Source organism: Deltaproteobacteria bacterium, assembly GCA_019308905.1.
Lineage (GTDB): Bacteria > Desulfobacterota > BSN033 > WVXP01 > WVXP01 > JAFDHF01.
This window is the reverse complement of the sequence record JAFDHF010000068.1, coordinates 1-15,584: the sequence shown is the minus strand read 5'-3', so window position 1 is coordinate 15,584 and position 15,584 is coordinate 1. Positions and strand designations below refer to the sequence as shown.

General features: G+C 58.2%; 12 protein-coding genes. All 12 read left to right on the top strand.

The genetic code is table 11. The features are described 5' to 3' along the window. Nucleotides 1-2: 2 nt before the first annotated feature. The gene (locus tag JRJ26_17355) at nucleotides 3-1,457 is read left to right on the top strand and encodes an FAD-dependent oxidoreductase (GenBank protein MBW2059258.1); all 1,455 of its coding nucleotides are present in this window, start codon (nucleotides 3-5) and stop codon (nucleotides 1,455-1,457) included. Nucleotides 1,458-1,567: 110 nt separating this feature from the next. After that, nucleotides 1,568-3,130 carry a glycoside hydrolase family 15 protein gene (locus tag JRJ26_17350; protein ID MBW2059257.1) on the top strand — a complete coding sequence of 521 codons (1,563 nt, stop codon included), beginning with the start codon at nucleotides 1,568-1,570 and terminating at the stop codon, nucleotides 3,128-3,130. A 195-nt stretch (nucleotides 3,131-3,325) separates the two neighbouring features. Continuing rightward, a complete protein-coding gene (locus JRJ26_17345; GenBank protein MBW2059256.1) occupies nucleotides 3,326-6,145 on the top strand; it encodes a bifunctional transaldolase/phosoglucose isomerase in 2,820 nt (939 codons plus the stop codon). A gap of 16 nt (nucleotides 6,146-6,161) precedes the next feature. Continuing rightward, a complete protein-coding gene (gene zwf, locus JRJ26_17340; GenBank protein ID MBW2059255.1) occupies nucleotides 6,162-7,736 on the top strand; it encodes a glucose-6-phosphate dehydrogenase in 1,575 nt (524 codons plus the stop codon). A 167-nt stretch (nucleotides 7,737-7,903) separates the two neighbouring features. Beyond that, the gene (locus JRJ26_17335) at nucleotides 7,904-8,236 is read left to right on the top strand and encodes a carboxymuconolactone decarboxylase family protein (protein ID MBW2059254.1); all 333 of its coding nucleotides are present in this window, start codon (nucleotides 7,904-7,906) and stop codon (nucleotides 8,234-8,236) included. A gap of 39 nt (nucleotides 8,237-8,275) precedes the next feature. Beyond that, a complete protein-coding gene (arsS, locus tag JRJ26_17330) occupies nucleotides 8,276-9,262 on the top strand; it encodes an arsenosugar biosynthesis radical SAM protein ArsS (GenBank protein ID MBW2059253.1) in 987 nt (328 codons plus the stop codon). A gap of 132 nt (nucleotides 9,263-9,394) precedes the next feature. Next, on the top strand, nucleotides 9,395-10,105 hold the full coding sequence (gene pgl / locus JRJ26_17325) for a 6-phosphogluconolactonase (GenBank protein MBW2059252.1): 711 nt from the start codon (nucleotides 9,395-9,397) through the stop codon (nucleotides 10,103-10,105). A 92-nt stretch (nucleotides 10,106-10,197) separates the two neighbouring features. Beyond that, nucleotides 10,198-10,839 (top strand): TIGR04282 family arsenosugar biosynthesis glycosyltransferase, encoded by a 642-nt coding sequence (locus JRJ26_17320; protein MBW2059251.1) that lies wholly within the window; start codon nucleotides 10,198-10,200, stop codon nucleotides 10,837-10,839. Next, nucleotides 10,803-11,543, top strand: a complete 741-nt coding sequence (locus tag JRJ26_17315; protein ID MBW2059250.1) for a TIGR04283 family arsenosugar biosynthesis glycosyltransferase — start codon at nucleotides 10,803-10,805, stop codon at nucleotides 11,541-11,543. The genes JRJ26_17320 and JRJ26_17315 overlap by 37 nt, the downstream gene beginning before the upstream one ends. 254 nt (nucleotides 11,544-11,797) lie before the next feature. Continuing rightward, on the top strand, nucleotides 11,798-13,387 hold the full coding sequence (locus JRJ26_17310) for an O-antigen ligase family protein (protein MBW2059249.1): 1,590 nt from the start codon (nucleotides 11,798-11,800) through the stop codon (nucleotides 13,385-13,387). Next, nucleotides 13,384-14,979 (top strand): tetratricopeptide repeat protein, encoded by a 1,596-nt coding sequence (locus JRJ26_17305; protein ID MBW2059248.1) that lies wholly within the window; start codon nucleotides 13,384-13,386, stop codon nucleotides 14,977-14,979. Before JRJ26_17310 ends, JRJ26_17305 begins: the two co-directional genes overlap by 4 nt. A 209-nt stretch (nucleotides 14,980-15,188) precedes the next feature. Further along, nucleotides 15,189-15,584, top strand: a 396-nt coding sequence (locus tag JRJ26_17300; GenBank protein MBW2059247.1) for a hypothetical protein, incomplete at its 3' end; no start/stop codon positions are given.

Here is a 15,584-nt window from a genome sequence, read left to right as displayed (position 1 = left end):
CAGTGGCGGTTTACGACTTTGACATGGGGATTTTGGGAGGAGGATCCGCGGGTCTCACCATTGCGTCGGGATCGGCTCAGTTGGGTGCGAAGACTCTCCTCGTTGAGAGGGAGAGAGATCTCGGGGGGGACTGTCTCCACTACGGTTGCATTCCCAGCAAGGCTCTCATCAGGACAGCCCGGGTCTATCACCTGATGGAAAAGGGAGGGCTATTCGGCCTGCCCCAGGGCCGGGTGGGACCGGTGGATTTTCGGAAAGTGACAGAGAGGATTCGATCGGTCATAGGGAGGATCCAGGAGCATGATTCCGAGGAGAGATTCTGCAAACTCGGTGTGAGGGTGGAGTTCGGTGAGCCGATGTTTATCGACGGCCATACGATCAGGTTAGAGGGGCGTACCCTTTCGGCAAGGACATGGGCCATCTGCACGGGCTCTTCTCCCGCAGTTCCTCCGATAGAGGGTTTGGACAGAACAAGCTTCATCACCAATAGAGAGCTCTTTTCTCTCCAGGGACTGCCCGAGAGCATGATCATCCTCGGCGCCGGCCCCATTGGCACGGAGATGGCCCAGGCCTTCTGCCGCCTCGGAACAGAGGTCTCCGTTGTTCAGAGGAGCAACCAGATCCTCAGCAGAGAAGACAAGGACATGGCAGATCAGGTCATGGAGGTACTCGGCCGTGAAGGCGTCACCTTCCATCTCAACAGTACCCTGGTCAGCACGAGGGACCTGGGAGACCGGCGCGAGGTGGTTGTCCGAAACCGGGGAGGGGAGACGATCCATCTCAGGGCAAAGACCCTGCTCCTTGCCATGGGCAGGAATGCGAACCTTGGGGGACTAGGGCTGGAAGATATCGGCGTTTTCTACGATTGGAGAGGGCTGAAGGTGGATCAGAGATTGAGAACCTCCCTGAAGCACATTTACGGGGCGGGCGATACGACGGGATCCTACCTCTTTACCCATGCCGCGGGATACGAGGGGGGGATTGTAATAAGCAACGCGATCTTTCGCTTTCCGAGGAAAACCGACTACACCTTTCTCCCGTGGTGCACCTACACGGACCCTGAGCTCGCCAGCATCGGGATGAACGAAAAAAGGGCAAGGGCCGCGGGCCTGCTTTACTCGGTCTGGACCGAGCGGTTTGCAGACAACGACAGGGGCGTGGCGGAGGGTGAGGGGATCGGGAAGATCAAGATGCTTCTGGATGATAAGGAGAAGCCTATCGGGATTCAGATCCTCGGGCCGAGGGCAGGAGATCTGATCGGTGAATGGGTTGCTGTGCTGAATGGGGGGGTGAAGCTCTCGGCCTTGGCTTCGGCCGTCCATCCATACCCCACTCTTGGAGAGATCAACAAGAAGGTGGCGGCAACCTTTCTCTCCGGGAAAATCTTTTCGGAGAGAGTCCAGAAGGGCTTGAAGTTCTTCTTTCATCTGAAGGGGAGGGCTTGCGGGGAGCAGTAATCTCTGCCGGATCTCGAGGGGCCTTACGGACCGGGGTGTCTTTCTCCGTCTGCGTGAGTGAACGGCTCCGGCCTGCGCCGCGGAGAGGGACAAGGGAAGAGGGGGATAGTTTGTACAAGAAGATAAGCGACTATGGAATCATAGGGAATCTTCGCTCAGTCGCCCTTGTGGGTCTCGACGGATCGATTGACTGGCTCTGTCTCCCTCGTATCGACTCCCAGAGCGTATTCGCCGCCCTTCTCGACGAGAGGAAGGGGGGGCGTTTTGCCGTCTCCCCAGTCGGCGATTGGGATTCCGTTGCAGAGTATATTCCTGACACCAACATACTGGTAACCCGGTTCAGAACCCGCACAGGGGTCGTCCGGGTTACCGACTTCATGGCGGTTCCTTCCCGCGGTGAAGAGGAATCTGAGCAAGAGCACCACGACCTATACCGTCTCATAGAGGTCAGCCAAGGGCATGTGGACATGGGAGTGGTCTTTGACCCTAGATTCGACTACGGCAGGGTCGAGCCTTGCCTGGAAAGGTTTGAGGGTGGTATCCTGGCCAGAGCGGGAGAGAGAGCCCTTACTCTCTTCTCCAACCTCGACCTCCACATGGGGGAGAGGAACGGGGAGACCAGGTGGAGCCTTTCGCAGGGGTGCCGTGTATGGCTGCATCTCGTATACGGTTCATCCGGCCGGGCCGGGCTCGACCTGGAAGGGGCGGAAAAGGCGTTGCGAGAGACAGAGCTCTATTGGCAGGCCTGGCTCAAGCGCGGTGAAACCGGCCGGAGAGTGGATCTGGGCCCGTATCAGAAGTTGGTCAACCGGTCGGCTCTCCTGCTGAAGCTGCTCTACTACGGGCCGACAGGTGCGATTGCCGCTGCGGCAACGACCTCTCTTCCCGAAGAGATTGGTGGCTTTAGAAATTGGGACTACCGGTACACATGGATAAGGGATACCTCCTTCACCCTCCAGGCTCTCTTCGATCTGGGCCATCTCTCGGAGACACGGGGCTATCTCCGATGGATCGAAGAACTCGTCCTGCGACACGGAGCAGGAAAGCTGCAGATCATGTACGGCCTCGGTGGTGAAGCCGATCTGCCGGAGGAAGAGCTCGATCATCTCGACGGATTTAAGGGGTCGAGACCCGTGCGCATCGGAAACGGAGCGGCCAAACAGCGGCAACTCGACATCTATGGAGAGGTCATGGACGCTGCCCTGAAGCTGTCTGACTACGTGGGCAAGATCGATTCGGCAATCTGGCCTCTCCTCTGCGAGATCTGCGACTATGTGGCCGACCACTGGCAGGAGAGAGACTCGGGTATCTGGGAGATAAGGGAGGAGCCTGAGCATTTCGTCTATTCAAAGGTCATGTGTTGGGTCGCCCTGGACCGGGGATTGACCATAGCCAGGCGGTACGGGTTCCCAGGGGATAAGGAGGAATGGGAGAAGGCGAGGGCCGGCATAAAGGAGGAGGTTCTCGAGAGAGGTTGGAGCGCTGAGAAAGGAGCCTTTGTCCAGCATTACGATACCGATCTTCTCGACTCGAGCAATCTGCTGATCCCCATAGTCGGATTTCTCCCCTTTGACGATCCCCGTGTGGTTTCAACGATCGAGGCGATACAGAGGGGCGTATCTCCCTTTCCAGGATCTTCAAGTGGTATGGAGGCGACTTCGGGCAAACCATGACCGAAAGACTCCGGTTTGTGGCTCCTTTCCTCTACCAGGAGGAGGACAGGAGATTCCTGGAAGAAAAGGGAGAGGATCTCAAGATCGTCTACCAGGAGTATGACTGGCGGTTGAACAGATATTAGGATAGGAATTGGAAGTGGCAGAGGGTGAAGGGTGACGGTGATCCGTCTTTTTCGGTTGGGAGGAATCGAGATGAAAGAGAATCCCGTTGTTGAGCTTCAGAGGTTCGGCCAGAGCGTCTGGTACGACAACGTACGGCGGGGGTTGCTGACCTCAGGGGAATTGCAGGAGATGATCGATGGAGGGGAGATCACCGGTGTCACCTCCAACCCGACTATCTTCCAGAAGGCCATTGCGGGCAGCACGGACTACGACGTCCCTCTGGCAGCACTGGTGCGGAACGATCCCCAAGCCGCCGCGGAGAGCCTTTACGAGGGGCTGGTAGTTGAGGACATCCGGGCTGTCGCAGAAGCCCTCCTTCCCGTCTATGAGAGGACCCTGGGGAAGGACGGGTACGTGTCGGTGGAGGTCGCCCCCAGGCTCGCCCATGACACGGAGGGCACCGTGGCCGAGGCACAGAGACTCTTCGCTGCCGTGGGCAGGCCAAACGTGATGATCAAGGTGCCTGCCACCGCCGAAGGTATTCCGGCCGTCACAAGGCTGATCGGGAAAGGGATCAACGTCAACGTCACCCTCATGTTCTCCCTCCAGGATTACCTTGATGTCTCGGAGGCCTACCTTGCCGGACTCGAAGAGCTGGCCCGTTCCGGAGGGAATCTTGCCGGAGTGGCCTCGGTGGCTTCATTCTTTGTGAGTCGTGTCGATACGGCTGTGGACAGGGTGCTTTCCGAAGACTCACCCCTCCGGGGAAGGATCGCCATTGCCAATGCGAAAGTGACCTTCCTCCGCTTCAAGGAGCTCTCCGAAAGCAGGCGCTTTGATCTCCTGAGGCAACAGGGTGGGAGGGTTCAGCGCCTTCTCTGGGCCAGCACGGGTGTCAAGAACCCCCAATACCGGGACGTGATGTACATTGAGGAGTTGATCGGTCCTGATACGGTCACCACGGTACCGCCGGCCACCCTCGATGGTTTCCGCGACCACGGCCGCCCGCGCCCGAGCCTCTCTGAGAATCCTGCCGAGGCAACAAGACAGCTCCGGTCGCTCAGAGAACTCGGCATCGACCTGGATGCCGTCACCCGCCGTTTGAAAGACGAGGGGGTGGAGTCTTTTGCCAGGTCCTTTGATTCGTTGATGGAGACTCTCACAGAGAAGCGTGACCGTATCCTTGGAGGGGGTGTAAAAGCGCACGTCTTTGCTCTGGGTCCGTACTCGGATATCATAGAGGCGCGGCAGAGGGAGTGGGCCGATGCACGGGTGTCTCGCAGGATCTGGCAGAGAGACGGGACCGTCTGGGTCCCTGACCCTGATGAGGCGGCGAGAACCTCTGATCTGACCAATCGCCTAGGCTGGCTCACCGCGGCCGACTCCATGTACGAGGGCATCGGTGAGCTTACGGACTTTGCCGGAAAGATCAGGGAAGAGGGATTCACCCATGTGGTGCTCCTAGGCATGGGTGGGAGCAGCCTGGCCCCTGAGGTATTCATGGAGACCTTCGGCAACGAGCCGGGTTATCCTCCTCTTACCGTCCTGGATAGTACTCATCCCGCTTCGGTGGAGGATGTCGCCCGCAGTGTGGACCTGGCCAGAACCCTCTTTATCGTCTCCAGCAAATCGGGGACGACTCTCGAAACCATCTCCTTTTTCAAATACTTTCACGATGCCCTGGGTAACCTCAAAGAAAGGCCGGGGGAAAACTTCTTGGCCATCACAGACCCTGGTTCGAGGCTCGAGTCTCTGGCAAGGGAGAAGGAGTTCCGCCGCGTCTTCTTGTCTCCCCCGGAAGTAGGAGGTCGCTACTCGGCTCTGACCTATTTTGGACTCCTTCCGGCCGCTCTTATAGGCTTGGACCTGGAAAAACTCCTCGACCGGGCCATTACCATGGTGGAGGGGACACGACCCTGTGTTCCCGTGGCCGACAATCCCGCTCTGGTCCTGGGTGCGGCCATGGGGGAGCTGGCTCTTGCGGGGCGAGACAAGATGACCTTCTTAGCCTCCCCTGGAATCAGCCCTTTTCCGGTCTGGGTCGAGCAACTCATAGCCGAGAGTACGGGCAAAAGGGGGAAAGGGATCCTACCCGTGGTGGGAGAGACCCTTGCCCTTCCGGATCACTACGGCGACGACCGGTTCTTTGTCTACATTCGACTGGAGGGGGATGAAAACCAGAGTCTGGATCGGGGAGTCAGCGCTCTTGAGGCTGCCGGGCACCCTGTTGCTAGGATCTCACTCCACGAGAAGGAGGATCTCGGAGGAGAGTTTTTCCGTTGGGAGATGGCGACCGCGGCGGTCGGCGCGCTTCTTGGGATCAACCCTTTTGATCAGCCGGACGTTGAGGCTGCCAAGGTCAAGGCGCGGGAACTGATGGCCGCCTTCCAGAAGACAGGAAATCTCCCGGGGGATAAGCCCCTTCTTGTCGACGGAGAAATCGAAGTATACGGCGGAAGATCGGGGAACAGCATAGAAGAACGGTTTGCCGATTTCCTCGACCAGGCAGTACCGGGTGACTATCTCGCCGTGATGGCCTACACGCCAAGGACCGCTGGGACCGGGGAGGTCCTCGATCGCATCCGCCTGGCCCTTCGCGACAGGTCGAGAAGGGCGACCACCCTGGGATATGGTCCCAGGTTCCTTCACTCCACGGGCCAGCTCCACAAGGGGGGCAGCAACAGGGGCCTTTTTATCCAGATCACCCATAGACCTGAGAGGGACCTCTCCATTCCAGGTGAGCCTTACACCTTCGGCAGACTCATCGCAGCCCAGGCCATGGGGGATTATCAGGTTCTTGCCGAAAGGGGCAGGCGCCTGATCCGGTTTCACATCACGGGTGATCTGCGAGCCGGGCTGGAGCGGTTGGAGGGGTCACTCCCCCATTGGAGGAGGTCTCTCCGTGGGTAGGAGAAAGGGGAAACCGATGGATCAGGATCATAGCGAGGCGAAGGGCCAACTCGAGGCAACAGCGGGGAGTTCCGCTCCTGACCTCCGGATTCCGGCCCACGCCTGTGTGGTAGGCAAGCCTATCGAGCCGTGCACTCTTGTAGTTTTCGGGGCTTCCGGGGATCTGACGGCCAGAAAACTGATTCCCTCCCTCTACCGCCTTTACCTGAACCAGGGCCTGCCTACTCCCTTTGCAATGGTGGGCTGCGCCCGGACCGAGTGGAGCCGCGAGGACTTTCGGAAGAGAATGGAGGAGGCTGTCAGGGAAACCGGGACGGAGATGTCTAAGTGGAACGATTTTGCAAGGATGTTCTACTATCATCCTGTCAGGTACGATTCCATCTCCTCATACAGGGAGCTGACTGTTCTCCTACGGGAAGTGGACCAGGAGGAGGGAACCAGGTGGAACAGGCTTTTCTACCTAGCCCTCCCTCCGTCCCTGTATGAGATCGTAGCCGCGATGCTGGGCCGGGTCGGCCTCTCCACGGAGGGGGAGGACGGGAAGGGATGGTCGAGGATCGTGGTCGAAAAGCCATTTGGAATGGATCTGGAGACCGCCGTGGGTCTGAATCAGAGCATTCACAAGAGCTTCAGGGAGGATCAGATCTACCGTATAGATCACTATCTGGCCAAGGAGACGGTCCAGAATGTTCTGGTCTTCCGCTTTGCCAATGCGATTTTCGAGCCTCTGTGGAACAGGTCCTATATAGACCATGTGGAGATAACCGCGGCCGAAACCCTCGGCGTTGAACATCGGGCCGGCTACTACGAAGAGGCGGGCGTACTTAGAGACATGTTTCAAAACCATATGTTGCAACTCCTGGCTCTGACGGCCATGGAACCCCCCTCTCTTTTTGAGGCCGACCGGGTGCGAGACGGGAAGGTAGAGGTCTTCCGGTCTCTCCGGCCCCTGCCCCTTGACCATATCGAAGGGAATCTTATACTTGGACAATACGGGCCTGGAAGGATCGGCGACAGGAAGGTGCCCGCGTACAGGGAAGAGCCGGGCGTGGCCTCGGACTCCTTGACCCCTACCTATGCCCTGATGAGGGTAATGGTGGACAATTGGCGGTGGCAGGGCATACCGTTCTACCTCATGTCCGGAAAAAGGCTTGCCGAGAAACTCACGCAGATCGTGATCCAGTTCAAGGTGGTTCCCCATTCCATGTTCCGGCCTGTGCTGGGAGAACACATCACGGCCAACAGGGTGGTACTCGGCATCCAGCCTGAGGAAAGGATAACCTGCAGCTTCCAGACCAAGAATCCGGGGGCAACCTTCTGCCTGCGGACCGTGACCATGGAGTTTGACTACCATCAGAACTACGGGGGGCCTCGTTTTGATGCGTATGAGATATGTCTCCAGGACTGCATACAGGGGGATCACATGCTCTTCTGGAGGGAGGACGGTGTTGAACTCTCATGGTCTTTCCTCACCCCTGTGCTCCAGGCGTGTGAGAAGCCCGGGGACCGGGAAAGGCACCTCCGGTTCTACGAGGCCGGCGGTTGGGGCCCTCTCACCCCGGATGAGCTGAGGCGGTTCTTCTCGTCCTAGAGGTGCGGGCATTGATTGTTCGGCATGATGTTGTTGCACAGGAGGAGGGCAGGAGAGGGCTCTATCCCGGTTTCTTTCTCGTGTCCAGGATTGTGTCGCTCTGGATTGGAAAGGATGTATCAAACGATGAAACAATTGAAGTAAGCCACGAGACAAAGGGGTAAATCATGGAAATCTATTATGATCCACATGATCTTCCAAGGTTCGAAGAAATCGGAAACGATGCCCCTCTCCTCGGCAAGAAATTTTTCGAATACTACAACGCCGTATTTGCCGAGGGAGCCCTTACAGAACGGGAGAAGTCGTTGATCGCTCTTGCGGTGGCCCACGCGGTTCAGTGTCCTTACTGCATCGATGCCTACACCCAGGCCTGCCTGGAAAAGGGTTCCAATGTGAACGAGATGACAGAAGCGGTTCATGTGGCCACCGCCATTCGAGGAGGGGCCTCTCTTATCCACGGTCTTCAGATGCGCAAGATTGCCGGGAGGTTGTCGTTTTAGAGAAGACAGGGGAAGACGCAAATGGCAAGACACACGGGCATGGCTCGGTCACCGGAAAATCCGGCCGAAGGTTCAGTAGATGTGGCCTCAGGGGTTGTGCCTTTTTCTCGGTTTCTCTACGAAAAGGGTCTCCAGCTCACGCGGAAGCAGACCACCACATTGCAGGTGAACGTGGGCCTGCTGTGCAATCAGGCGTGCCGGCATTGCCATCTGGATGCGGGACCTGGGCGCAGGGAGATGATGAAGGGAGAGACCGTGGAAGAGGTGGCGGCTTACGCCCGGCGCGGCGGTTTTGAAACCGTGGACATCACCGGAGGTGCTCCAGAACTGAATCCCCATCTCGCCACGCTGATCGAGAAGCTCTCGCCAGCAGGTTCCAGGGTCATGCTCCGCTCGAACCTTACCGCCTTGAACGACGGGAAAAGGGATTTCCTGATGGAGTTCTGCAGGGCAGAGAGGGTCGTGATTGTTGCCTCCTTCCCTTCTCTTGATCTCTCCCAGACAGAGTCACAGCGGGGAGAGGGGACTTTCGGAGAGTCCATCACGGCGCTGAGAAGGCTCAACGCCCTTGGGTATGGGCAGGAGGGCTCTGGATTGGAAATCGATTTGGTGAGTAACCCGACCGGTGCCTTTCTCCCCCCTTCTCAGGCCGAGGCCGAGAAGAGATTCCGCCGGGAACTGGAGAGAAGATGGGGCATTGCCTTCAACCACCTCTATACATTTTCCAATGTTCCCCTGGGCAGGTTTCGGGCCTGGCTCAAATGTTCGGGAAATTTCAGAACGTACATGGAAAGACTCGCTGCGCAGTTCAATCCCTGTGCTTTCGAGGGGCTCATGTGCCGCAGCCTCGTCTCAGTCTCATGGGATGGATATCTGTATGACTGTGATTTCAATTTGGCCGAGAGGCTTCCCATGGATGGGGTGAAGATCCACGTGTCTGAAATGACGGGACCTCCTGGGCCCGGAACTCCCATTGCCGTCTCAGATCACTGCTATGCGTGTACGGCTGGGACGGGTTTTACCTGAGGGGGTTCTATTGTGGCCTGAGTTCGGGTCTCGAGGAGGACAGGTCGTTTCACCGTGTGTCACGAAGGAACAAGATGGATGCGAGGAGAACCGGAGATACACCATTGTCCAGACCCGGAGACCCTCGGCCTCATGGCTGCTGAGTATATCTGTACGGTGGCCACGGAGTCTGCGCGCGAGAGGGGGGCTGTCAGTTTTGCTCTCGCCGGGGGCGGCACCCCCAAACCGGTCTATGAGTGTCTGGCGGGATCAGCCTACGCCGGAAGGATGCCATGGCCTCGGGTCCACATCTTCTGGGGGGATGAGCGGTGTGTCCCTCCGGATCACCCCTACAGCAACTACGGGATGGCTCTTAGAGCGATGATATCGAGAGTGCCGATCCCAAGAGAGAACGTACACAGAATACTCGGAGAGGAGTCTCCGGAAAGAGCAGCCGAGGCTTACGAGCAGACCCTCCGTAGATTCTTCGCTTCTCCCGGCGTCAAGACCGCTCCGGCCGGAGGCCGTGGATTTCCCTGCTTCGACCTCATTCTCCTCGGACTGGGAAAGGACGGCCACACAGCCTCCCTCTTCCCTGGAGACCCGGCTCTGGAGGAGAAGCATCGATGGGTGGTGCCGGTTGGGAACCCCATCGGGGAGCCTCCCGTGCCCAGGGTCAGCCTCAGTCTGCCGGTCATCAACAGGGCCGGTGGTGTGGTTTTTCTCGTCTCGGGCAAGGCGAAGCAAGAGGTGGTCCGATCGGTCGTGGAGGGCCGGGAGACAGGACATCCGCCTAGCCCGGCTGCGAGAGTTCGGCCTGAAGGCAGATTGGTATGGTTCGTGGACGGCCAGGCATGGCCCTGAGAAGGGATTGCCGGTGCCTTTGAAGGTTTTTTCGGCCCTCTCCGGGGAGAGGGCCGAGCAGAGAGAACAATCGCATTTGAAAGGATTCACCCATGGAGAGAGATGCTATCCCCGACAGGCTCATAGTCTTCACCCGGTACCCTGAGCCGGGGAAGACCAAGACCCGTTTGATCCCGTCCCTCGGTCCGAGAGGAGCTGCCGAGCTCCAGCGGAGGATGACGGAGCACACCATGGCCAGGGCGAGGGAACTGAGAAGAATCCGTCCCCTCCACATAGAGATTCGGTATGACGGGGGTGCGGAACACCTGGTGCGAACCTGGCTGGGGCCGGGTTTTTCGTACCAGTCGCAGGGCGGAGGCGATCTAGGCAGGCGTATGGCCGTGGCTTTTCGGGACGCCTTTCTGGACGGGGCCGACCGGGTGGTCCTGGTGGGGACCGACTGTCCCGACCTGACCGAGAACCATCTCGGAGAGGCTTTCGATTCCCTCAAGAAAACAGACGTGGTCCTCGGCCCGGCCCGCGACGGGGGCTACTACCTGATCGGGTTGCGACAGGCGCGGGCCGATCTGTTCCTGGATATGCCGTGGGGAACGGAAAAGGTACTGGAGAGAACCAGGCAGGTCGCCGAGGGTCTCGGTGCTTCGGTTCGACTCCTCGAGGCCCTGGGTGACATGGACCGGCCCGAGGACCTCATAGTATGGAGACAGGCATCCCAGAGGGAGGGAAAGCCTTGAGACGTCCTTCTCTCTCTGTAATCATTCCGGCCCTGAACGAGGTGGAGAACATCGGCGAAACGATTGAGAGTGTCGGTGGAGCCGTGGATGTCGAGGTGATCGTGGTCGACGGGGGGAGCAGCGACGGTACCCGGGAGGCGGCGCGTTCCAGGGGAGCAAGGGTGATCTCCTCGGCCAGAGGCCGAGGCGCCCAGATGAATGGCGGAGCCCGCGTGGCGAGGGGAGAGGTCCTACTGTTCCTCCACGCTGATACCCGTCTCCCTCCCGGCTTCGACCGCTATGCCCGTGAAACGCTGGCCCGGGCCGGCGTGGCGGCCGGTGCCTTCCGGCTGCACATCATGGGGGATCTTACCGGTCTATCGTTCCTGGAAAAGACGGCGAACCTGCGGTCCAGGTTCCTGCAATTCCCCTACGGGGACCAGGCTATCTTTCTCAAGAGGGATCTTTTCGGCCAGATGGGGGGCTTTCCGGACATACCGATCATGGAGGATTTCGAGCTGGTTCGGAGGCTTCATCGCCGCGGCCGGGTCGTGACGGTGCCGGTCGCTGTGGCCACCTCGGCCCGGCGCTGGGAAAGGCTCGGGGTTGTCCGTGCCACCCTGATCAACTACGCTATTGTCCTCCTCTACTACCTGGGTGTATCCCCGTCCCGCCTCACGCGTTGGTTCCGTCCCCCGGAGGGGTCAAGTCTTTTTTTGATATGAACTCAGAGATTGCCGGGTGAAGACGGGGCCTAAGGAGAGGTTTAGAGGGCGAGCGGGGAGGGTCAGCGACGGTTTTTTGACGTCCCCCGGTCGGCCGATCAGCGGAAAGATCCCGTTTCCTCTCCTGGTTGGACCGGCGTCTTCAAAGGATTTGCAAGTTCCTCCGTACTTCTGCGAAGCGCCAAAGAGAAGGGGAGCTCCTGGTATGCATCTTGCCGTCTCCGGAATTGGATTTGCCCGGAGAGGAAGACCCCTTGGACAGGCGCTCTTCTAAAGTCATTGGATACTGCCTCGCTTTTCTCACGGTTTTTCCTCCCCTTGCCTTTGGAGGAGTCTACCCCTGGGCTTACAGTCTCGTTGAGCTGGGATCGTTTTCTCTCCTGATGGTCTGGCTCCTCGGAACCAGGTCGAGGCTCCATGATCCAGAGCTTCACGGGGAACGGCGGCCCTTCTCGCTTCCCTTTGCCCTTTTCGTCGGCCTGATCCTCTTCCAAATGGTGCCCCTTCCGCCGGTGATTCTCAAGACACTCTCGCCCGGGACGTTTGCCCTGTATGGAGAGACTCTGGATGGATATGGAAGGGGAGGGGGCATTGCCAGCTCATCTTGGGGAATTTTGAATCCCGGCGCGGGAAGAGAAAAGAGATCTCCGGGCTGCAAAGGGGATCGAGATCCGAGAGAAAGTGAGGGGCAAGGGGAGTCAGGCCTTTTCGGTACCGCGAGGGTCTTTCATGGCTGGCGGAGCCTTTCTATCTATGGACATGCCACGAGGACCGAACTCCTGAAAGTCCTCGCCTATGCGGTTGTTTTCCTGGTGGTCGCGGACTGGGTCGATGGGGTTTCGAGGCTCTCCTATCTTCTGAGACTCATAGTTGGAACGGGAATGGGGCTGTCCATATTGGGTATGGTCCAGAGATTTTTGGGAGTCGAGAAGATTTACGGCATTTGGGAACCACTGTGCAGGGAAGATCTCTCCTTCTTCGGCCCTTTCATTAACCCGAATCACTTTGCGGGCTATACGGCAATGGTCCTTCCCATTGCCCTGGTGATGTTTCTGAATTCCTTGGGGGGCGGAGAGAGAGACCAGGCCATTCCACGCTCCAGATATGCCGGGTGGCTCGGCAAAGAGTCCTACCATGGCGCCCTGTTTTTTCTCTTTGCCTTGGTGGTTATGGTCTCGGCGCTTTTTCTCACCCTTTCCCGTGGTGGGATCGTTGCATTTGCCGGCTCTACCCTCTTTCTGGCAACGGCCATTTCAGCCAGGCGAAGCTGGGAGTGGAGGCTCGGCCTGGGGTTGCTGACAGGGCTCTTTGCCGCAGTCTTTGTTTTTTGGCTGGGATTCGTGCCCTTTGAAGCCACCGTGAGGAGTTTTGCCCACCTTTTCCAGGAACCAAACGTCCATTTCAGGCTCCAGGTCTGGAGAGACGGGTGGAGAATGTTGAGGGATTTTCCCATCTTCGGTACGGGCTTGGGAACTTTCTCCCATATATATCCCAGGTATAAGTCGATACCGGCCCAGGTTACCGTAATCTACCCGGAGAGTGATTTTCTCCAGATCCTGGTTGAGACAGGATTCTTGGGAATCGGCCTCCTGATCTGGTTTCTCGTTGCATATGGGAGAGTCTTGTGGAGAGGTCGGGAACATGAGGAGGAGTACGAAGCCCCCGCTTGTTCGGCCCTCGTTGCCGGTCTTACGGCAGCCATGGTAGCCATGGGGATTCATGGGTTTGGAGAATTCAATCTCCACATTCCGGCCAACGGCATGATGTTTTCCATGGTACTCGGTCTTGCCCTGGCAGCCGGAGGCAAGGGTTGGAGAGGCAAGACCCATGAGGCGAGTCGGTGATGAGGCGGACCCCTCTAGGATTCTATTCACTTGTCGCCTTTGCCGGGTTTCTGATAGTCTGCACCCTCGTGCAGCTTGCAGGAGCCCTCTTGTTTCAGGAAGCAGTGGAAAAGGGTAAGGACCCGGGCCAAAGGCTCGAGGCTATGAGCCTTCCCCTCAAGGTTCAGCCCTTCCATAGTTTCTACTGGTTCTTTGCCGGCCGCGAGCTTCAAGAGCTCGCCACAGGTCAGGGTATCACACTGGCCGAGCGGCAGCGTCTCCTCGACAGAGCGGAGAAGTACCTGCAAAAGGCCGTCTCCCTCGAGCCTACAGCAAGCCTCTATCACTTCCACTTGGGATGGGTGTACGTGGCTCTCTCTCCCTATCAGCCCTCCCTGAGAGTAAAGGCGGAGGCCGCCTTCTCACGTGCCGTCTCCCTCAACCCCACCCACACGGGATTCCGGAGGTCGATAGCCCTTTACTATCTCAGACGTTACGCCCTCGCCCTGAAACTCGACAGAAAGGGTTATTCGGACAGTGATCTGGTTTCGGCCCGCAAGAAGCTCCAGTACCATCTTCGTGCTTACCTCAAGACCGTGCCTCCCGGACGATTGAACCAGATACTGGACCGTTGCTTTGCCGTGACCCAGCAATACACCGACCTGAAGGGGTTCATCCCTGATGAAGCACCGTATCACCTAGGCTTGGCCGAATTTCTCAGCCACAGGGGAATGCGGCACGAGGCAGAGGAAGAGTTCCGAAAGGCCGTCACACAGGATCCAACCAATTCGAAGGTCTATCATGCCTACGGGTCCGCCCTGTTCGAGCAGGGACGTTACCCGGAGGCTCTGCATCTGTGGAAGAAGGAGCAGGCTCTCGACCCTGAGGAGCCACGGCCCTATCTCTGTCGCGCAGATGCCTTCTGGGCTCTCAATCGAAGAGGAGAGGCAATAGCAGAGCTCAGAAGACTCGTGGACCTCCACCCCGATTCGCCCTCTTACGGGCTGCTTCTTGCCAGGAGGATCGAGGAGGCGGGAGACACGGAGGAGGCCCTGAAGATTTACGAACAGACCCTGGAGAGGAGCCCTGGTTATGTGCAGGCACACGTTGCCGTGGCGGACTACTGGATAAGGCAGGGGTGTTTCAGAAAAGCCGAGGTCTCCCTTTACCGGGCCATTTCACTGAAACCTATGGTCGCGGCTTATCGAGACCGATTGGCACGACTATATTTTCGGGAGAAACGTTACTTCAGGGCCATCGAGGAATGGGAGAGGGTCCTGGAAGAGCATCCCGGTTCCATGGCAGCCCTGAAGGGGATAGCCAGGAGCTATGAAAAACTGGAGGCCTGGACCGGGGCGCTTCGCTACTACAGGCGGGCCCTTCGGCTAAATCCCGAGGATAGATCGATTCTCAATGCCGTCAAGCGTATCGAATCGAGGCCAAGAAGCGCCAGCGACGTTTGTCCGACCTCCACTCATAGCACATCCTCCGTTACGGATACTGGGGGCCCAGGGGATCCTCCTGGTGAACGGCAGTCGAGGCGCTCCCGGAAAGAGGAATCCCTTGGAGGCAAGCCCCGGCAGAAGCCGGTCACATCCTTTCCAAGGGCATGAAAAAAAGTTTAAGCCTGACGGTTTTCTGACACAACGATCCAAGAAGCCGGCCGTCAACGCCCTATGTCTTACAGAGAAACTCTGTGATGTTAATGGGTTATGGTAACTTTGAGAGAAGAACGCCATTATGCCTTATTCCGGTCTTTTGGCATGTTTCTTGAGATTTCCACACTCATCGTCGTGAACTCGGAAGACCCTGTAGAGCTTTCATGGAGACCATGACGGACTGCTCTCGCACATGCCGTTGGTATGTGGTCCAGACCAAACCGAAGAACGAAAGAAGGGCGATTTTTCACCTGGGAAGAGCCGGCATCGAGACTCTGAACCCTCTGATCGAATCCTATAGGCCCTGTACCGTGGCGGCCGGGAAGGTACTGGAGCCGCTCTTTCCCGGGTATTTCTTTGCCCGCTTCGACGTGACGACTCACTACTCGACTGTACGGTGGGCAAGGGGGGTTAGGAGGGTGCTGGGAAACCGGGACGGGCCGACCGCCGTTGGGGAAGAGGTGATCGACGAGATCCGAAGGAGGATCGACGAGCGTGGCGTGGCCAGGAAGCCCTATGAGCTGAAACCGGCAGATCCTGTGAGGATTCGGATCGGGCCC

Bases quoted from the DNA above. Each gene is read 5' to 3' on its own strand.
- JRJ26_17345 (MBW2059256.1), top strand. From the start codon at position 3,326: ATGAAAGAGAATCCCGTTGTTGAGCTTCAGAGGTTCGGCCAGAGCGTC.
- zwf (MBW2059255.1), top strand. From the start codon at position 6,162: ATGGATCAGGATCATAGCGAGGCGAAGGGCCAACTCGAGGCAACAGCG.
- JRJ26_17335 (MBW2059254.1), top strand. From the start codon at position 7,904: ATGGAAATCTATTATGATCCACATGATCTTCCAAGGTTCGAAGAAATC.
- arsS (MBW2059253.1), top strand. From the start codon at position 8,276: ATGGCTCGGTCACCGGAAAATCCGGCCGAAGGTTCAGTAGATGTGGCC.
- pgl (MBW2059252.1), top strand. From the start codon at position 9,395: ATGGCTGCTGAGTATATCTGTACGGTGGCCACGGAGTCTGCGCGCGAG.
- JRJ26_17320 (MBW2059251.1), top strand. From the start codon at position 10,198: ATGGAGAGAGATGCTATCCCCGACAGGCTCATAGTCTTCACCCGGTAC.
- JRJ26_17315 (MBW2059250.1), top strand. From the start codon at position 10,803: ATGGAGACAGGCATCCCAGAGGGAGGGAAAGCCTTGAGACGTCCTTCT.